The organism is Phyllobacterium endophyticum (assembly GCF_003010935.1).
Lineage (GTDB): Bacteria > Pseudomonadota > Alphaproteobacteria > Rhizobiales > Rhizobiaceae > Phyllobacterium > Phyllobacterium endophyticum.
Genome location: NZ_PGGN01000002.1, coordinates 1,034,215 through 1,051,449, shown reverse-complemented (window position 1 = coordinate 1,051,449; position 17,235 = coordinate 1,034,215). Strand labels below are relative to the sequence as shown.

General features: G+C 57.4%; 15 protein-coding genes. 7 read left to right on the top strand and 8 right to left on the bottom strand.

The window, feature by feature from the left end; genetic code table 11:
• Positions 1-124: 124 nt before the first annotated feature.
• Positions 125-1,285 (bottom strand): ribonuclease D, encoded by a 1,161-nt coding sequence (gene rnd, locus CU100_RS13160; protein ID WP_106716982.1) that lies wholly within the window; start codon positions 1,283-1,285, stop codon positions 125-127.
• Positions 1,286-1,434: 149 nt separating this feature from the next.
• Here rnd and aspS point away from each other — a divergent pair, with 149 nt between their 5' ends.
• Complete coding sequence (gene aspS, locus CU100_RS13155; RefSeq protein WP_106717264.1) at positions 1,435-3,225, top strand: aspartate--tRNA ligase; 1,791 nt, start codon at positions 1,435-1,437, stop codon at positions 3,223-3,225.
• Between the two features lie 69 nt (positions 3,226-3,294).
• Here aspS and CU100_RS13150 read toward each other — a convergent pair whose 3' ends face one another.
• Positions 3,295-4,494, bottom strand: coding sequence for a hypothetical protein (locus tag CU100_RS13150; RefSeq protein WP_106716981.1), 1,200 nt, complete (start codon positions 4,492-4,494; stop codon positions 3,295-3,297).
• A 206-nt stretch (positions 4,495-4,700) separates the two neighbouring features.
• On the opposite strand from CU100_RS13150, the gene parC reads away from it, so the two are divergent.
• From parC to CU100_RS13120, 6 genes are all read left to right on the top strand, one after another.
• Positions 4,701-6,980: a DNA topoisomerase IV subunit A gene (gene parC / locus CU100_RS13145; protein WP_106716980.1), complete on the top strand. Its 2,280-nt coding sequence runs from the start codon at positions 4,701-4,703 to the stop codon at positions 6,978-6,980.
• 77 nt (positions 6,981-7,057) lie between these two features.
• Complete coding sequence (locus CU100_RS13140; protein WP_106716979.1) at positions 7,058-7,336, top strand: type II toxin-antitoxin system RelE/ParE family toxin; 279 nt, start codon at positions 7,058-7,060, stop codon at positions 7,334-7,336.
• An 11-nt stretch (positions 7,337-7,347) separates the two neighbouring features.
• Positions 7,348-7,641 carry a HigA family addiction module antitoxin gene (locus CU100_RS13135; protein ID WP_106716978.1) on the top strand — a complete coding sequence of 98 codons (294 nt, stop codon included), beginning with the start codon at positions 7,348-7,350 and terminating at the stop codon, positions 7,639-7,641.
• A 94-nt stretch (positions 7,642-7,735) separates the two neighbouring features.
• Positions 7,736-8,446: a TetR/AcrR family transcriptional regulator gene (locus CU100_RS13130; protein WP_106716977.1), complete on the top strand. Its 711-nt coding sequence runs from the start codon at positions 7,736-7,738 to the stop codon at positions 8,444-8,446.
• 28 nt (positions 8,447-8,474) lie between these two features.
• Positions 8,475-9,680: an efflux RND transporter periplasmic adaptor subunit gene (locus CU100_RS13125; RefSeq protein ID WP_106716976.1), complete on the top strand. Its 1,206-nt coding sequence runs from the start codon at positions 8,475-8,477 to the stop codon at positions 9,678-9,680.
• On the top strand, positions 9,677-12,823 hold the full coding sequence (locus CU100_RS13120; protein WP_106716975.1) for an efflux RND transporter permease subunit: 3,147 nt from the start codon (positions 9,677-9,679) through the stop codon (positions 12,821-12,823). The genes CU100_RS13125 and CU100_RS13120 overlap by 4 nt, the downstream gene beginning before the upstream one ends.
• Positions 12,824-12,825: 2 nt before the next feature.
• Here the strand turns inward: CU100_RS13120 and CU100_RS13115 are convergent, their stop codons facing one another.
• From CU100_RS13115 to hemB, 6 genes are all read right to left on the bottom strand, one after another.
• Positions 12,826-13,728: a DMT family transporter gene (locus CU100_RS13115; protein ID WP_106716974.1), complete on the bottom strand. Its 903-nt coding sequence runs from the start codon at positions 13,726-13,728 to the stop codon at positions 12,826-12,828.
• 69 nt (positions 13,729-13,797) lie between these two features.
• Positions 13,798-14,232, bottom strand: coding sequence for a hypothetical protein (locus CU100_RS13110; RefSeq protein WP_210204090.1), 435 nt, complete (start codon positions 14,230-14,232; stop codon positions 13,798-13,800).
• On the bottom strand, positions 14,232-14,978 hold the full coding sequence (locus tag CU100_RS13105; RefSeq protein ID WP_106716973.1) for an arginyltransferase: 747 nt from the start codon (positions 14,976-14,978) through the stop codon (positions 14,232-14,234). The genes CU100_RS13110 and CU100_RS13105 overlap by 1 nt, the downstream gene beginning before the upstream one ends.
• 101 nt (positions 14,979-15,079) lie before the next feature.
• Positions 15,080-15,502: a hypothetical protein gene (locus CU100_RS13100; protein ID WP_106716972.1), complete on the bottom strand. Its 423-nt coding sequence runs from the start codon at positions 15,500-15,502 to the stop codon at positions 15,080-15,082.
• A 44-nt stretch (positions 15,503-15,546) separates the two neighbouring features.
• Positions 15,547-16,017: an RDD family protein gene (locus tag CU100_RS13095; RefSeq protein WP_106716971.1), complete on the bottom strand. Its 471-nt coding sequence runs from the start codon at positions 16,015-16,017 to the stop codon at positions 15,547-15,549.
• A gap of 79 nt (positions 16,018-16,096) precedes the next feature.
• Positions 16,097-17,134, bottom strand: coding sequence for a porphobilinogen synthase (gene hemB, locus CU100_RS13090; protein WP_106716970.1), 1,038 nt, complete (start codon positions 17,132-17,134; stop codon positions 16,097-16,099).
• Between the last annotated feature and the right edge of the window lie 101 nt (positions 17,135-17,235).

The following is a 17,235-nucleotide window of genomic DNA, read 5'->3' as shown; positions in this document are numbered from 1 at the left end:
CGCAATAGCCGCCCTCCCAAGCGGATCTCCTCGCGACAGATCGGTCTTTACGTATACGTCATAATGAAACTAGGGCAATAATACTTAAGTAGTCTGCTTTCCACGACGTTCGGCGGGGAACAACCTATCCGGCCGGGAATTCCACCGCCCGAATCTTCTTGTTCTCGAATTTGAGGCAGAGTTCGCCATTGATAAGCTGCAATGCTTTCTCGCCGAACACCTCGCGACGCCATCCTTGCAGGGCAGGGATATCATCCACATCGCCTTCCGACGCTATCCGGTCGATCTCGTCGGAAGTCGCAACCACCTTGGCGGCAACGCCATGTTCTTCGGTAACAAGTCTCAACAGTACCTTCAAAAGCTCGGCCGCTGCTCCAGCGCCCTCTGGCGAGGCTGCCTGTTTCGGCAGGCGCGGCATGTCCTCCTTGGGCAGATCGAGCGCGAGGTTGACCGCATTGATCAGGCCCGTCGCCATGCTTGAGCGCTCCCAACCCTTCGGAATCGTGCGCAGGCGGGACATGGCTTCCGCATCGCGCGGCTGCTGCTGGGCGATTTCGTAAATCGCATCGTCCTTGATGACGCGGCCCCGGGGCACGTTGCGTTCTCGCGCTTCGCGTTCGCGCCACGCGGCAACGCTGCGCAGGACAGCAAGTTCTACCGGCTTGCGCAGACGCATCTTCAGCCGCTTCCACGCATCGTCCGGATGCATGTCATAGGTCTCGCGGGCGGTGAGAATCTTCATCTCGTCAAGAACCCATTCCGTGCGGCCTTCTTCTTCGAGGCTGGCTTTCAGATGCAGATAGATGTCACGCAGGTGCGTCACGTCTGCCAGCGCATAGTCGAGTTGCTTCTCGGAGAGTGGGCGCCGGCGCCAGTCGGTGAATCGCGACGATTTGTCGATCTGCGCTCCAACGATCCGTTGCACCAGCTGGTCGTAAGCGATTGCATCGCCGAAACCACAAACCATTGCGGCAACCTGTGTATCGAATACGGGGTGCGGGATCAGATTGCCGAGGTGGAAGATGATTTCGATATCCTGGCGCGCGGCATGGAAGACCTTGACGATTTTCTCATCCGCCATGAGTTTGAAAAACGCAGCAAGATCAAGGCCAGGTGCCAAAGCATCGACAATCGCCGTGTGGTCCGGCGATGCGAGCTGGATCACGCATAGCTCAGGCCAGAACGTGGTTTCGCGGATGAATTCCGTATCCACTGTCACGAAGTCGGATTGGGAAAGGGCGGCAACAGCCTGTTCGAGCTGATCTGTGGTTGTAATCATGGTCATGAAATTTCTATAGCGAATGGATAGGCGTTTGTCTCGGTCGCCAATCCTGATCTTGACAAATCACCCTCAAAATGCGCTTGTCCGCGCAAATTCCTGGACCGCTTGCGGGGCTTTTCACGCTTGTCCATCCTATATCAGAGGCACTTATCATGCACCGTTACCGCAGCCATACCTGCGCCGCCTTGCGTAAATCGGACGTTGGCTCGACTGTTCGTCTTTCCGGCTGGGTTCATCGCGTCCGCGACCATGGCGGCATCCTTTTCATTGATATCCGCGATCATTACGGCCTGACGCAGATCGTCGCCAATCCGGATTCGCCTGCCTTCAAGCTGGCGGAAACAGTGCGCGGTGAATGGGTTATCCGTGTCGACGGCGAGGTCAAGGCCCGCACCGATGATACGATCAATCCTAATATGCCGACCGGCGAGATCGAAGTCTTCGCCCGGGAAATCGAGGTGCTGTCCGCTGCGAAGGAACTTCCTCTGCCGGTGTTCGGTGAGCTCGATTACCCCGAAGATATTCGCCTGAAGTATCGCTTCCTCGACCTGCGTCGCGATAGCCTGCACAAGAACATCATGTCGCGGACGAAAATCATCGCTGCCATGCGCCGCCGCATGACCGATATCGGCTTCACGGAGTTCTCGACGCCGATCCTGACCGCGTCGTCACCGGAAGGTGCACGCGACTTCCTGGTGCCAAGCCGTATCCACCCCGGCAAGTTCTACGCGCTGCCTCAGGCGCCGCAGCAGTATAAACAGCTGATCATGATGTCCGGTTTTGACCGCTACTTCCAGATCGCACCTTGCTTCCGTGATGAAGATCCACGTGCCGATCGTCTCCCAGGCGAATTCTACCAGCTCGATATCGAGATGAGCTTCGTCGAGCAGAATGACGTGCTTTCGACCATGGAGCCGGTATTGCGCGGCGTTTTCGAGGAATTTTCCGAAGGCAAGCCTGTTACGCAGGAATTCCCGCGGATTACCTATGACGACGCCATGCGTAAATATGGTTCGGACAAGCCGGACCTGCGCAACCCCATCGAAATGCAGGCGGTGACCGAGCATTTCGCCGGGTCAGGCTTCAAGGTGTTCGCAAACATGATCGCGAACGATCCGAAGGTCGAGGTCTGGGCGATTCCAGCCAAGACCGGTGGTTCACGCGCTTTCTGCGACCGCATGAATTCCTGGGCACAAAGTGAAGGGCAGCCGGGCCTCGGCTATATTTTCTGGCGCAAGGAAGGCGAGAACCTCGAAGGGGCGGGACCGCTGGCCAAGAACATCGGTCCGGAGCGCACCGAAGCGCTGCGCGTGCAGCTTGGCCTTGACGATGGCGATGCCGCCTTCTTCGTGGCGGGCGACCCGAAGAAGTTCGTCTCATTCGCCGGGGCTGCGCGGACGCGCGCCGGTGAGGAGCTGAACCTCGTTGATCGTGACCGTTTCGCGCTCTGCTGGATTGTTGATTTCCCGTTCTTCGAATGGCTCGAGGACGAAAAGAAGATCGATTTCGCCCATAATCCGTTTTCGATGCCGCAGGGCGGCATGGATGCCCTGGAGAATCAGGATCCGCTGACCATCAAGGCATTTCAGTACGACATGGTCTGCAATGGCTTCGAGATAGCATCTGGCGGTATCCGCAATCATCTGCCTGAAACCATGGTGAAGGCGTTCGAGGCCGTGGGTCATTCGCGAGAAACGGTCGAGGAGCGGTTTGGCGCGCTTTATCGGGCTTTCCAGTATGGCGCGCCGCCACATGGCGGCATGGCAGCTGGTATAGACCGGATCGTCATGCTCCTCGTCGGGGCAAAGAACCTGCGTGAGATCACCATGTTCCCGATGAATCAGCAGGCTTATGATCTCCTGATGAATGCGCCGTCAGACGTCTCGCAAGCCCAGCTGCGCGATTTGCACATTCGGCTCAATCCCGCGAAGAAAGAGCTTTAAGAACCTTTTACATCCGACTTGCACTTAAAGAGAAAACCCGGCAGCGATGCCGGGTTTTTTAATAGTCGCTTACTGGTTTGCCCTGACCGACACGGCAAGCGTCTTGATCAGGGACTTGGGATCGGCCATGCCGCCGGCGGCGATAATCGCGAAGGGAACTGGCTTCGCCGGGGCAGCCTTTATCTCGATTGTCTTCGGATCATCTAGGAAGGCATTCACGGCGGTGGCAAGCGATTGAGCGAATTCGGCGTCGCCAAGTTGCGCTGCAGCCATGGGAAGGATCATCTTGGTCTGGCTGATGAGATCGCTGCGCTTGGCGTTTTGCGTCTTGGCGATATAGTCGAGCGCTTTGTTGGTGAGTGAAGCATCGTCGAAGCGAATCGAGGCGCCGGTAAAGCTCAACTGCTGCAAGAGTCCGAGCATGGCCATGTTTTTGGCCTTGTCATCCTTGCCGTCAGCATTCTTTGTGGCCTCCTGCATGCCCTTTATGAAGTCGAGAGTATAGCCGGAAATATCGAACTTGAAGTCGAGCGTTCCGGCATCGTCGGCGATGATGTTCATCGATTCGAGATTGAGCCGGCCATCCGGCGCATTCCATGTGCCGTCGATATCGACTTTTCCGGAGATTGTTTCATAGCCGAGCGCCTTTAGCGCATCCTTGGTTTTGGGATCCTGAATGTCTGACAGGTCCGCTTTGAAGCCTGCAATATTCGACGTGAACGCCACCGGCGACGTAGCGGTCAACGGAGAGATCGTTGAGGTCAAACCGTCGGCAACGAAGACATCCTTGCCTTTCGTATTGACGGCGACGTGCTTTACCTCAGCTTTTTCGTACTGAAGAATTTCGGCCAATGGTTCCGTCGCGCCCTCGGGTGGGAGCGTCAGGCCCTCAAGGCTGATCCCTTGAGCGCTTATCTTGGTCTCGGGCTCATCCGCTGGAACATAGTTTATGTCCGGCACGGCGAGCGCGCCGACCTCGAACCCGCCGCCTGGGATGTCGGCGACATCGCTGAGCGTAATATCGCCAACGGGCAGGGGCTGCTTCATGCCGGCTGCCGACAATTTCGTATCCCGCAGAATAACGGTCGTGCCCTGCGTCTCAACTCCGCTGTACTCCAACGTACCGCCCTTGTTGCCATATAGAGCCTTCAATCGGGCAGCCACCGCATTGCCGTCGACCGCGTAGGCTGATGTCGCGAATATCACGACGAGAGCCGAGGCGGCTGCAAGAGTGCGCAAACCCGACTGCACATGATGGATTGGAGGCATGGTTCGATCCTTATTGTTTGAACTTCAAAATAGTGCATCAGGAGCGGCGAAACTGTGACGTCTGCCGGTCAACGTGCGAAAATTGCACGTCGGGTGCTACAAAGGCAGGTTTGAGATGTGAACGCAAGATTCACGGGGATCGATCAGCCTGTGATCTTGGCGAATCATTGCTTGCCCGGGATTCAGTGAGTTGATAGTCCATTGACATGGGAAAAAGCCTGATTCCGCCTGACAATGGCGACGACAATGTTGAACCGGTTGATCTGAAGTCGGCACTGGAAGAGCGCTACCTTGCCTATGCGCTCTCCACCATCATGCACCGCGCCTTGCCGGACGTCCGTGACGGCTTGAAGCCGGTTCACCGCCGCATCATGCATGCGATGCGCCTGTTGCGTCTCTCGCCCGATCAGTCCTATGCGAAATGCGCTCGTATCGTCGGCGAGGTCATGGGTAAATTCCACCCTCATGGTGACCAGTCGATTTATGACGCGCTGGTTCGCCTGTCGCAGGATTTCGCCGTACGCTATCCCGTTGTCGACGGACAGGGTAATTTCGGCAATATCGACGGCGATAACCCGGCCGCGATGCGTTACACCGAAGCGCGGATGACCGATGTCGCGATGCTGCTTCTGGAAGGCATCACGGAGGATGCAGTTGATTTCCGCCCGACCTACAACGAGGAGGACGAGGAACCGATCGTTCTTCCCGGCGCGTTCCCAAACCTCCTGGCCAATGGTTCCTCCGGCATCGCCGTCGGCATGGCGACTTCCATTCCGCCGCACAACGTTTCCGAACTCTGTGCCGCCGCGCTGCACCTGATCAAGCACCCGGACGCTACTGTCGAAGAGTTGATGTCGCAGGGCGAGGATGAGGATCCGCTCAAGACCAAGGTTCGGGGGCCGGATTTTCCGACCGGCGGTATCATGGTCGAGACGCCCGATGCCATTATCGAGGCCTACAAGACCGGGCGAGGCGGCTTTCGGTTGCGCGCACGCTGGCAGGTCGAGGACCTGGGGCGTGGCACCTGGAACATCATCGTCACCGAGATTCCCTATCAGGTACAAAAATCCCGGTTGATCGAAAAGATCGCAGAACTTTTGATCGCCAAGAAACTGCCGCTGCTCGACGATGTGCGCGACGAATCCACTGAAGATGTGCGCATCGTGCTGGAGCCCAAGAGCCGCAGCGTCAACCCCGACATCCTGATGGAATCCCTGTTCAAGCTCACGGAGCTGGAGACGCGCTTTCCATTGAACATGAACGTTCTTTCCAATGGCAAGGTCCCGAACGTCCTGTCGTTGCGCGAAGTCTTGAAGCAATGGCTGGAGCACCGGAAAGACGTCCTGATCAGGCGTTCGCGGCATCGGCTCGGCGATATAGAGCGCAGGCTGGAAATCCTCGGCGGCATGCTGATCGCGTACCTCAATATCGATGAGGTCATACGCATCATCCGCGAGGAAGACGAGCCGAAGCAGGAAATGATCCGGCGCTTCGGACTTACCGATAACCAGGCAGAGGCGATATTGAACATGCGCTTGCGCTCCTTGCGCAAGCTCGAGGAATTCGAGATCCGCAAGGAATTCGACGGCCTTACCGGTGAAAAGAAGGAGATCGAGGAATTGCTCGGATCGGAAGCCAAGCAATGGCTGACGATTTCCTGGCAGATCACCGAAATGCAGAAAAGGTATGGTGCGGATACGCCTCTCGGCAAGCGCCGCACGACATTTGCCGACGCCCCGCAGCATGACCTTACCGACATGCACCACGCCATGATCGAGAAGGAGCCGGTCACGGTCGTCGTATCGGAAAAAGGCTGGTTGCGCGCCATGAAAGGGCATTTGGCGGATTTTTCCGCACTGACCTTCAAGGAAGGCGACAAACTCAAGCTCGCCTTCCATGCCGAGACCACGGACCGCATCCTGGTCCTCACGACAGGGGGCAAGTTCTACACGATCGGCGCCAATAGCCTGCCTGGCGGGCGCGGTCACGGTGAACCCATCCGCATCATCGTAGACATGGAAAACGACCAGGATATCGTCACGGCCTTTGTCCATGAGCCGGATCGCAAGCTGCTGCTGTCGTCGCATGTGGGCAATGGCTTCCTGGTGCCTGAGGCCGAGGTGATCGCCAACACGCGCAAGGGCAAGCAGATCATGAACGTCAAGGCGCCCGATGAAGCGCGTCATTGCATGCCGATCAGCGGCGACAGCGTGGCGATCGTCGGCGAAAATCGCAAGATGCTGGTCTTTCCGCTTACCGAAATCCCTGAACTCGGTCGAGGCAAGGGCGTTCGCCTGCAACGTTATAAGGATGGCGGCGTTTCGGATATCCGCGTCTTTTCGATGGAGCAGGGCCTGACGTGGCAGGATGCCTCCGGCCGCAGCTTCACTCGCGGAAAACTTGAATTGCTTGAATGGGTAGGGCCACGAGCAACGGCAGGCCGCATGGTGCCAAAGGGTTTCCCGCGCTCCGGCAAATTTTCGTGAGGCTTTGGTCTGCTACTTAAGTGTCTCTATCGTGACTGATCTGGGTTGTCTATTGTCGCGCGAGATGAGACAATCCTATGATAAAATCGTTCCGTAGTCGTGCGCTGAAACGCCTGTATGAGCAGGACGATGCCAGCCGTCTACCACAGGATATGGTGCCGCGGATTGCATCAATTCTGGCGGCACTCGATTCGGCAGACACAACACAAGACATGGATAGGCCATCGCTGAAACTGCATCCTTTGAAGGGCAATCGCCAAGGTCGGTGGGCGGTGACCGTGAGAGCAAACTGGCGCGTTACCTTCTCGATGTCCGACGGAAATGCCTTCGATGTCGACTTTGAAGACTATCATTAGGAGGTCATGAAATGGCTATGAAAAACCCGCCTCATCCCGGTGCTCTCCTTAAAGACGATATCGATGAATTGAAACTTCCTGTCAGTGTTGTTGCGCAAGCTTTGGGTATTACCAGATCACAGCTTTACAGGGTCTTATCTGGACAAAGTGCGATATCGGCAGAAATGGCATTGCGACTAGAATACGTCATAGGCGGAACGGCGGATCACTGGCTGAGCATGCAATCTGCCCACGATGTTGCGCAGGTGCGCAAGAAGGCCGATGTAATCACCCGAGGTCTGCACCGCCTAGCATCCTCTGCCTGAAATTCTCGCAAAAAAGCGAACGATCATTCTCGTATTGATCTTTTGTGTTCCCTGATATAAATGAGAGAGAACGTTCTCTCTTTATTGGTGTCCTATGGTCGATCAGGCCCTGCCCAGGCAGGCTCCAAACGTTTCCGCGAATGCTGCGGATGACGAGCATCACTGTTTCGTAGCCAAGCTCTTCGGCAAGCGTGCCCGCAACCGTGAGGCGCAGGAAGAGCGCATTCTCAACGCTGCGACGAACTGTTTCATCCGTTCGGGTTTTCGCGGCGCGTCCATGAACGAGATTTGCTCCGAAGCGGGCATGAGCCCGGGAGCCCTTTACCGGTATTTCCCTTCGAAAGAAGCAATCATCGAGAAGATTTCAGCGACTCATCGCCAGGAAAGCGCGGAAATTCTTGAACGGATGTCGCAGTCCAGGAACATCGTGGATGCCATCACTCAGGTCGGGCTCGATCACGTGAAGAAGATGTCGATGAACGATTCAGGGCCCGGGCCGCGAGATTCCAGCGCCCGGCTTTTCGTCGAAGTGCGCGCAGAAGCCATGCGGAACGAAAGCGTTGCTGCCATTTGCGAGCTGCACGAGGGTCTGATGCGTGAAAAACTACTGGGTGCCTTCACCGCGGCCAAGGAGCGCGGCGAGATTGACCCGGTCACTGATCTGGATCTCGCGGTAGCAACTTTGGCTGCCATGGGCGAGGGGATCATAATGCGAAATTTCCCTGCGCAGGGTTTGCCTGTGGAGGCCTTGGAACCAGTGTTTCGCGCGCTTGCCATCGCCGTACTGCGTCCCGCCAACAAATGAATATCGCTCTCACTCCCGGGTTGTTCCAATGAGCCATAAAAGCAAAAAGATACTGGTTTCCCTGGCTCTTGCCTTGGGGCTGTCATCATCCATGAGCACCGGCGTGCGTGCTGATGAGACAAGTCCAGCTCTGCAGCAGGCCAAGCCGCCGGTCATCAATGTTACCCCCGCCGTTAGTGATGAAATGGTCGCGACACTAACCGTTACGGGTACCATCGTGCCCCGCCAGGAAGTGGCGGTCGGCACCGATGTCGCGGGCCTGCTGGTGCTTGAACTCAATTCCGATCAGGGCGACGTAGTCAAGGAAGGCGATATCCTCGCACGCCTCGATAAGTCCTCGCTTCAAATCCAGCTCGCCCAGATCGAGGCGCAACGTGCACAGGCTGACGCATCCATTGCTCAATCCGAAGCGCAGATCGTTGATGCGGAAATCGCTGTCCGGCAAGCCCAGGAAGCGCTCGATCGGGCGCGGGCTCTGTCGCTCAAGGGCATCAACTCCAAGATGGAGTTGGACAATGCCACCAACGCACATGACAGCGCCAAGGCCAGATTGAACACAGCCCACCAGGCCCTGATCGCCACGCAATCTCAACTGCAACTTGTTGCCGCGCAGAAGCGGGACGTACAGTTGCGGCTGGAGAAAGCCGATGTCAGGGCGCCAACGAGCGGTGTTGTTCTCAGTCGGAGTGCCCTTCTTGGCGGTATCGTCTCTGCCAACGCCGGTCCTTTGTTTCGCATTGCACGCGATCGTGAATTCGAGCTGGCTGCCAACATTCCCGAGGTCGATCTGCCGCGCCTGAAAGAAGGCATGCCTGTTGCCGTCCGGGTATCAGGCATGAATGAACCTGTTTCCGGCCGCGTAAGGCTCATTTCACCGGAGATCAGCGCGAGTTCGCGTCTCGGCTCGGTCAAGATCACGCTCGAGCGAAACGCATCGATCAGGCCCGGCAATTTTGCCCGCGCCACGATTGAATTGACCCGGCGCGAGGGCGTCAGCGTGCCGCTTTCTGCCGTGGTCTATCGTGGCACGTCGGCATTGGTGCAGGTCGTCAAGGATGGCGTGATAGAGAGCCGCGATGTCGAGCTCGGAATTCGCGATCATCGCAGCATAGAGGTGTTGCAGGGCCTTGCCGAAGGAGAAGACGTTGTCGCGCGCGCCGGGACCTTCGTTGCCAATGGTGACCGTGTCACGCCCATTCGAATGAACGACGAGGCGACAGGGGCCATCAAATGAACTGGAACATTTCCGCTTGGTCCATTCGCAATCCGGTCCCGTCGATTCTGCTCTTTGTAGTGCTGGTCGTGCTTGGGTTGATGGCCTTCGCCAAGCTGCCGATCACCCGCTTCCCCAATATCGACGTGCCGTTGATCTCGGTGTCGGTCACGGATCCGGGCGTCGCCCCGACGGAACTCGAAACGCAGATTGCCAAGCGCGTAGAGGATTCGGTCGCCAATATCACCGGCGTCAAAAACGTCACCAGCAACCTGACCGAGGGAAATTCCACCACGCTCGTTGAGTTCCGGCTCGAAGTCGATACGCAAAAGGCGCTGAACGACGTCAAGGACGCGGTTTCACGCATACGCGATGATCTTCCGGCGACGATCAAGGAGCCGATCATCAATTCCGTGGACGTCGAGGGCTCGTCGATCCTCACTTACGGCGTTTCCGCGCCTACCATGACATCGGAAGAACTTTCCTGGTTCGTTGACGACAAGATCATTCGCGATATTCAGGGCTTGAAGGGCGTTGGCCGCGTCGAGCGTTACGGCGGCGTCACGCGCGAGGTTCGCGTCGCGCTGGATCCGGACAGGTTGACAGCACTCGGTGTGACGGCGGCAGATGTAAACCACGCGCTGAAGTCCATGAACGCCGACTTGACCGGCGGTCGAGGCGACATCGGCACGACGCAGCAGACCATCCGCACCCTCGGCGCATCGCGAACATTGGATGACTTGCGCGCAGTGGAGATTCCGCTGGCTGGCGGACGCTCTGTACGGCTGGATCAGCTCGGAACGGTGACGGATGAATATGAAGAGCCAAAATCATTCGCGCGGGTTAACAACCAGACCGTAGTGTCACTCGGCGTGTTCCGGGCCAAGGGCGCGAGCGATGCGGATGTTTTTGCGCGCGTGCAGGAGCGGATGGACCAGCTCCAGCAAAAATATCCCGATACGCGTTTCAGCATTATCGACAATTCGGTGACCTATACCTACGGCAATTACGAATCCGCCATGAGTTCGCTTGTGGAAGGAGCATTGCTCTCCATCGTCGTGGTCTTCCTGTTCCTGCGCAATATCCGCGCGACGTTGATAGCGGCAGTTGCCCTGCCATTGTCGGCAATTCCGACGTTCTGGGCAATCGACATGCTCGGCTTCTCGCTCAATCTGATCAGCCTGCTTGGCATCACACTGGTAACGGGTATTCTGGTTGACGATGCCATCGTGGAGATCGAAAACATCGTCCGCCACATGCGTTCCGGCAAGTCTCCTTACCGGGCGTCGCTGGAAGCCGCCGATGAGATTGGTCTTGCCGTCATCGCGATCTCCGTGACAATCATCGCGGTCTTCGCTCCGGTCAGCTTCATGAGCGGCATCGCCGGGCAGTATTTCAAGCAGTTCGGCCTGACTGTAGCGGTCGCGGTGTTCTTTTCGCTGCTCGTCGCGCGCCTGATAACGCCGATGATGACGGCCTATCTGCTGCGTGACGGCAAGAGTCTCCATCACGGCGATAGGGAGGCCGGCTGGATCAGGGCCTATACGCGGTTTCTCATCGTCACTCTGCGCTATCGCTGGCTGACATTGATCAGTGGTGTGGCCATATTTGCCATTGCCATCTGGGCGATGGGATTTCTTCCGGCCGGGTTCGTGCCGCCGCAGGATGAAGCGCGTGTCGCAGTCAGCCTCGAGCTTCCGCCGGGCTCGCCAATCGACGAAACACGCCGCGTAACCGACGAGGCCGCGTCGCTGGTTCGCGACATTCCGGAGGTTCAGCAGACCTATATAACCGGCGGCTCTTCCCCGACAGGCTCACTGGACACGCGGCGCGCGACGATGATCGTCAAGCTCAGCCACAAGAGCGAGCGCGAGCGCACGCAAAAACAGGTGGAGCTTGATATTTTCAACAAACTCTCGCAAGTGCCTGATCTGCGCGCGAATTTCGTCAATGATCGCGGTGAGCGGGAGTTCGCCGTCGGCGTAATCGGCAGCGACGGCGACAAGGTCAATGAGCAAGCCCGCCAGATCCAGAGCGCGATGACGGCGACCGGTAATTTCCAGGCGGTGTCCTCGACCGCTGCGCTCGACCGGCCGGAAATCATAGTAACGCCGCGCATGGACAAGCTGGCCGAACTCGGCCTCTCGACCTCTGCGATTTCGGAAGCCTTGCGCGTAGCCACCTTGGGCGATCTCGATGCCAATCTTGCAAAATATACGGTAGGCGACCGTCAGATAGCCATCCGTGTGCAGTTGATAGAAGAAGCACGCAAAGACTTGTCAGTGCTCCAGACCCTGACTGTGACAACACCATCAGGCGTCGTAGTACCGCTTGAATCGGTTGCTCAGATCAGTTTCGGCCAAGGTCCGTCATCGATCGAACGTTTCAACCGCGAACGGCGTATTGTTGTCGGCGCCAATATGGCGGGCGGCAAGGAGATCGGCGAGGGACTGTCCATCGTCAAGAACCTGCCGGAGGCGAAATCCATGCCGGAAGGTGTGCGCATTCAGGAAACCGGCGATGCGGAAGTCATGGGCGAGGTCTTTGCCGGGTTCCGCGATGCGATGATCATGGGCCTGATGCTGGTGTTCGTCGTGCTGATCCTGCTATTCGGCAGCATCTTCCACGCTTTCACCATCTTGATGTCCTTGCCCCTGTCGATCGCCGGTGTCGCCGTCGCGCTGCTCTTGACCAACAACTCGGTTTCTATGGCCGTCGTCATCGGTATTCTCATGCTCATGGGTATTGTTACCAAGAATGCGATCATGCTCGTCGATTTCGCCATTGAAGAGGTCAAGCATGGCGTGGCGCGCAACGAGGCCATCATAGATGCCGGACGCAAACGTATAAGGCCGATCGTGATGACGACTATCGCTATGTCCGCCGGCATGCTTCCAGCGGCAATGGCTTTCGGCGACGGCGGTGAGTTCCGCGCGCCGATGGCAATCGCCGTCATTGGCGGCTTGTTGATCTCGACCGTTCTGTCGCTGGTGTTCGTACCGTCCTTCTACACAATCATGGACGATCTGAGCCACTGGGTGGGAAGAGCCTTCCATTGGTCGTTCCGTCCGAATGAGCCTGACGAAGCGGGCGTTGCGCCGAGGCCAGGGACCCATGTCGTTCCCTTGCTTCCGTCCAAAGCCAGAGTGGAAGCCGCCGAATGATGTCAGATCGGATGCCGGACCAAAGCCCTCATCCGTATCCGTCTTCTTGAATGGTACATTTGCCAAAGGGAATGACCTACGAGCGACGTTATGATGATAACTCCGCCAACGAGGGTTGGATAGGTCGGCCGCTCTGAAAACACCAGCCAGACCCAGATCGGTGTAAGGACGGTTTCGAGCAGGTAGAACATTGCGACCTCCGGTCCGGAAAGAAAACGCGGGCCAGCGGCGAGACAAAGGAAGGCAAGGGTCGTCACCACCGAACCGTTGAAAATGATCCAGCCCGGCGCGGCGACCGTGTAACCATTCTGCGCAACCATATAAGCGGCGACCAGCATCGGCAGTACTGTACCCACGATCGCAGCAAAACCCATGTCCTTGCCGGAGGAGCGGCTTACCGTGATAGCTGTGGAAAGGATGAAGGTGGACAGTAGCGCCACCAAATCGCCGAACACATGGCCGGAGGACAATCCCTCCCGAACGATGATGCCAACTCCGATCAGCATGAAGAACATGGCAACGAATGTGACATTCTTCGGCCGTTCCTTGAGGAACACCCACGATAGCAGCGCGGAGAAGACCGTGTTGAACGCCAGGATGAATACAAGATTGGCCGTCTCGGTGTTGTAGACGGCAATCATGAAACAGATCGAGGCCAGACCGTAGAGACCTGCCACAAGGAAACCGGCGCGCCCCGGAACGATCGTTCGCACACGTCCCGTCGCAATGCTCCACACAGCCCAGACAAGAAACGCCGTAACAAAAGTCGTCCCACTGCGTAAAAGCAGGGTAGACCAGGTTTCACCTTCTCCAAGCCGCAGCAACGGAATGTCTGCGGACAGGATCAGCCCTCCGAGGCCGGTGATGAGCAGACCCCTGCGGTGATCGAGATGAAGTTGAGACATGCGGCAGCGTTTTCCGTTTTTTGTTATGCCGCGTGGTTTAGCGGGAACACCTGTCGAGGTCTAGGAAAGTTATCGGTAGGCAACCCTCTCGAAGGGCCACGACGTTTCAAGCCAGGCTGAAACCGCCTGGTAAAGCGGCGCGTCGAGAAATGCGCGGTCGGCGGTGACCCAGGATCTTACGACCGTCAGCGCCGGGTCCTGCTTGGATGGATAGATATAGACGCAGCCGATCACCTGCGACCCCTCCAGCACCGTATAGGTAAAACCGGTGCGATCGGCAAAATCCCGGGCATGTTGTTCAAGATCGGCAAGATTGGCTTCGCTCGTCATGCCGTTCGGAGGCGGCCAGTCGATGAACCCCGGCGTTGCGAGGATGTGGGGAATGCTCGACGACCAGGCTGCATGATCGGACAGATTATGCTGCGGCCCGAGCGGCTCGAGGCGGAAGCCAGGGCCGGCCAAGCCGGCGGGTGGCGTGAAATTGGCAGGGACAAAGCTGACCACTATCCTTGGCGTTCCCAGCCTTTTGTGCCGAGATGTTCCTGCGGCTTGTAGCGAATCTTGTACTGCATCTTGCGCGAACCCTCGACCCAATATCCGAGATAGACATGTGGCAGACCGGCGGCTGCGGCCCGCTGTATATGATCGAGGATCATGAACGTGCCTAGCGAGCGGCTTGCATGTTCCGGGTTGAAGAATGAGTAAACCATCGACAGCCCGTCGCCCATCATGTCCGTCAAAGCGACTGCGATCAGTTCACCTTCGCCCTTCTTGGTGATGAAGGAGTCGGGCCCGCGCCGCCTGTACTCGATGATCTGCGTTGGCACATGCGTGTCCTCGACCATCATCGCATAGTCGAGCACCGTCATTTCCGACATCCCGCCTTTGTTGTGACGCGCATCCAGATAGTGCCGGAACAGCGAATATTGTTCGGTCGAAGGTTCGGCGTGGTGGATATTTCCTATCAGGTCGCGGTTGCGGTTCCACACGCGGCGCATGGATTTGTCAGGCTTGAACTCGCCGGCAAGAATGCGAACCGAAACGCAGGCCCTGCAGTTCTCACAGGCCGGGCGATAAGCGATGTTTTGCGACCGCCTGAAACCGCCCTGTGTCAGCAGGTCATTGAGTTCGCTGGCGCGTCCGCCGACGAGGTGCGTGAAGACCTTGCGCTCAAGCTGACCATCGAGGTACGGACAGGGCGAAGGCGCTGTCAGGAAGAACTGCGGTGATTGCTGCGGCTGGTGGGTCATCCATGGTCCTGAGACGGTCTTTTTAGCTATAGAATCCTGCGACCGCCTGAAACGTCAATTCAATTATATTGTATTCAGATGTGAATGTCTCGACCAGCATATCAACCGGCCAGGTCAAGGCGGCAGCGCACGCCATTCCAGGAATGACTGGGCGCCTCGAACCTGCCGTTGACCGAGCCACCCCAGCTTCCCTCGAAGCGGTCAAAATTGCTGGAGAATTCGAGTGAAAGCAGGCCGGTTCCATATTTGTCGGTCCAGACCAGGGTCCGAGAGGTCCCGTGCTCAAGAGCGTGTTCAATCAGCGTGCCCTCGACGCGGCCGTCCGGTTCCTCGAGTTCATAGGTGCCTGAAAGGCGGCCATCCGCATCGATGTTCAGATTGGTTTCGACGTCCTGATAGTCACCGCTGGAAATCGCTTCACCGCAAAACCGCCCCGAAGGAGACGCGGCGATGCCGTTTACGGTAGCCAGCCCATAGATTGCAAGCGCCGCGAACGCGAGCGCAGGAAGGCGTAGGTTCAACATGTTGAAAGCCGATGAAAAAGGCCGCCAGACCGGCGCCCGGAGATTTAGTTGTAAGCGCGAACAACCACCGTGCCCAGCAAAAGATCGTGGACAGTGCGTTTGCGATCGAGAAACAGCGTTGCGAGGAGGATCAGTGGTGTCAGCACGACATTGAGACCCCAGAACAGCACGGTGTGGACGATAGCCAGCAGACCGTCGATCTTCTTGCCATCGAGTCGCTCCAGTTTCAGCCCCATCATCTGCATGCCTTTCGTCGCCTGGCGTGGTCCGCCGAGCGTCGTTGCGATGTAGATCAGTGCAACACCCGGAAACATGATGCCGTACAACATCCAGCCAATGCCGAATGTTGCGACACCCAGGACGCCGATGAGGATTGCAACGGGAATGCACAAGATGAATACGATCAGATAGTCGATCAGGAAGGCGAATATGCGGCTCGTGCGCACGCCTTGATACATCCGCCAGTCATCAAGGCGATTGGTGACAATTTCGCCATCAAGCGTATTCGCGTTCATTTCGTTTCCCGTTCAAAAGCGCCGGCAGTTTGCCGTTGCGCTGAACTTGGGAATTCGAGAACGAAATATCAAGAAGATTTCAACGCCCGGCTTTGAGACGTTCTGCCACGATGGGCGCAAAATAGGTCAAAATCCCGTCGCAACCGGCGCGCTTGAAGGCAAGGAGCGTTTCCATCATGACGCGCTCTTCGTCGATCCAGCCATTGGCGCCTGCCGCCTTGATCATCGTGTACTCGCCCGATACCTGATAGGCGAAGGTCGGCACGGCGAATGTATCCTTCAGCCGGCGAATAATATCCAGATAGGGCAGGCCGGGCTTTACCATCAGCGAATCTGCGCCCTCGGCGAGATCCTGTTCAGCTTCACGCACTGCCTCATCGGCGTTTGCAGGGTCTATATAATATGTCTTCTTGTCGCCCTTCAGCCGCCCTGACGTGCCGATCGCCTCACGGTAGGGACCGTAGAATGCCGAGGCAAACTTTGTCGCATAGGCCATGATAGCAACTTCCTGAAAGCCGTTCCGGTCCAGCGCATCGCGAATGGCGCCGATACGGCCATCCATCATGTCCGACGGCGCAATGATATCGGCCCCCGCTGCCGCCTGGAGCACGGCCCCTTGCGCGATCTGCTCGACTGTCTCATCATTGACGATGATGCCGTCGCGCAGGATACCGTCATGTCCGTGGCTGGTGAATGGATCGAGCGCGACATCGGTGATCATACCGATTTCCGGAACCGCATGCTTGATCGCTCTTGTAGCGCGGTTGATCAGATTGTCGGGATCGAGAATACCGGAACCCGCATCGTCCCGCTGGTCCGGATCGATATTGGCAAACGTGGCGATCGCCGGAATGCCGAGCTTTGCGGCGCGCTCAGCCTCGCGTACCGCCATGTCGACGGAGAAACGCTGGACGCCTGGCATGGCGTTGATATCCTCACGAAGGTTCGTGCCCTCACACAGGAATATCGGCCAGATCAGATCGTCGACCGTCAGCTGATTTTCCTGCACGAGACGGCGTGACCAATCGGCCTTGCGCATACGCCGTAAACGGCGGCCTTGCGTGATTTCATCTACGGATCTTGGCGCGCGGGTTTCAAACGTTGGATGTTTGTTCATGATTGCTCAGCCGAACGATGGCATTTCCTCGTTGTTTGGAATTGTTTTAACAGGGAACGCCGTGTTGACCAAGATGCACGGCCGCAGATGTGATCCATTGA

What these genes read in the sequence shown, in the direction of transcription:
- CU100_RS13125 (WP_106716976.1), top strand. Translation starts at nt 8,475, where the DNA reads ATGAGCCATAAAAGCAAAAAGATACTGGTTTCCCTGGCTCTTGCCTTG.
- parC (WP_106716980.1), top strand. Translation starts at nt 4,701, where the DNA reads ATGGGAAAAAGCCTGATTCCGCCTGACAATGGCGACGACAATGTTGAA.
- CU100_RS13105 (WP_106716973.1), bottom strand. Translation starts at nt 14,978, where the DNA reads ATGACCCACCAGCCGCAGCAATCACCGCAGTTCTTCCTGACAGCGCCT.
- CU100_RS13135 (WP_106716978.1), top strand. Translation starts at nt 7,348, where the DNA reads ATGGCTATGAAAAACCCGCCTCATCCCGGTGCTCTCCTTAAAGACGAT.
- CU100_RS13130 (WP_106716977.1), top strand. Translation starts at nt 7,736, where the DNA reads ATGGTCGATCAGGCCCTGCCCAGGCAGGCTCCAAACGTTTCCGCGAAT.
- hemB (WP_106716970.1), bottom strand. Translation starts at nt 17,134, where the DNA reads ATGAACAAACATCCAACGTTTGAAACCCGCGCGCCAAGATCCGTAGAT.
- CU100_RS13150 (WP_106716981.1), bottom strand. Translation starts at nt 4,494, where the DNA reads ATGCCTCCAATCCATCATGTGCAGTCGGGTTTGCGCACTCTTGCAGCC.
- aspS (WP_106717264.1), top strand. Translation starts at nt 1,435, where the DNA reads ATGCACCGTTACCGCAGCCATACCTGCGCCGCCTTGCGTAAATCGGAC.
- CU100_RS13120 (WP_106716975.1), top strand. Translation starts at nt 9,677, where the DNA reads ATGAACTGGAACATTTCCGCTTGGTCCATTCGCAATCCGGTCCCGTCG.
- CU100_RS13140 (WP_106716979.1), top strand. Translation starts at nt 7,058, where the DNA reads ATGATAAAATCGTTCCGTAGTCGTGCGCTGAAACGCCTGTATGAGCAG.
- CU100_RS13100 (WP_106716972.1), bottom strand. Translation starts at nt 15,502, where the DNA reads ATGTTGAACCTACGCCTTCCTGCGCTCGCGTTCGCGGCGCTTGCAATC.
- CU100_RS13095 (WP_106716971.1), bottom strand. Translation starts at nt 16,017, where the DNA reads ATGAACGCGAATACGCTTGATGGCGAAATTGTCACCAATCGCCTTGAT.
- rnd (WP_106716982.1), bottom strand. Translation starts at nt 1,285, where the DNA reads ATGACCATGATTACAACCACAGATCAGCTCGAACAGGCTGTTGCCGCC.
- CU100_RS13115 (WP_106716974.1), bottom strand. Translation starts at nt 13,728, where the DNA reads ATGTCTCAACTTCATCTCGATCACCGCAGGGGTCTGCTCATCACCGGC.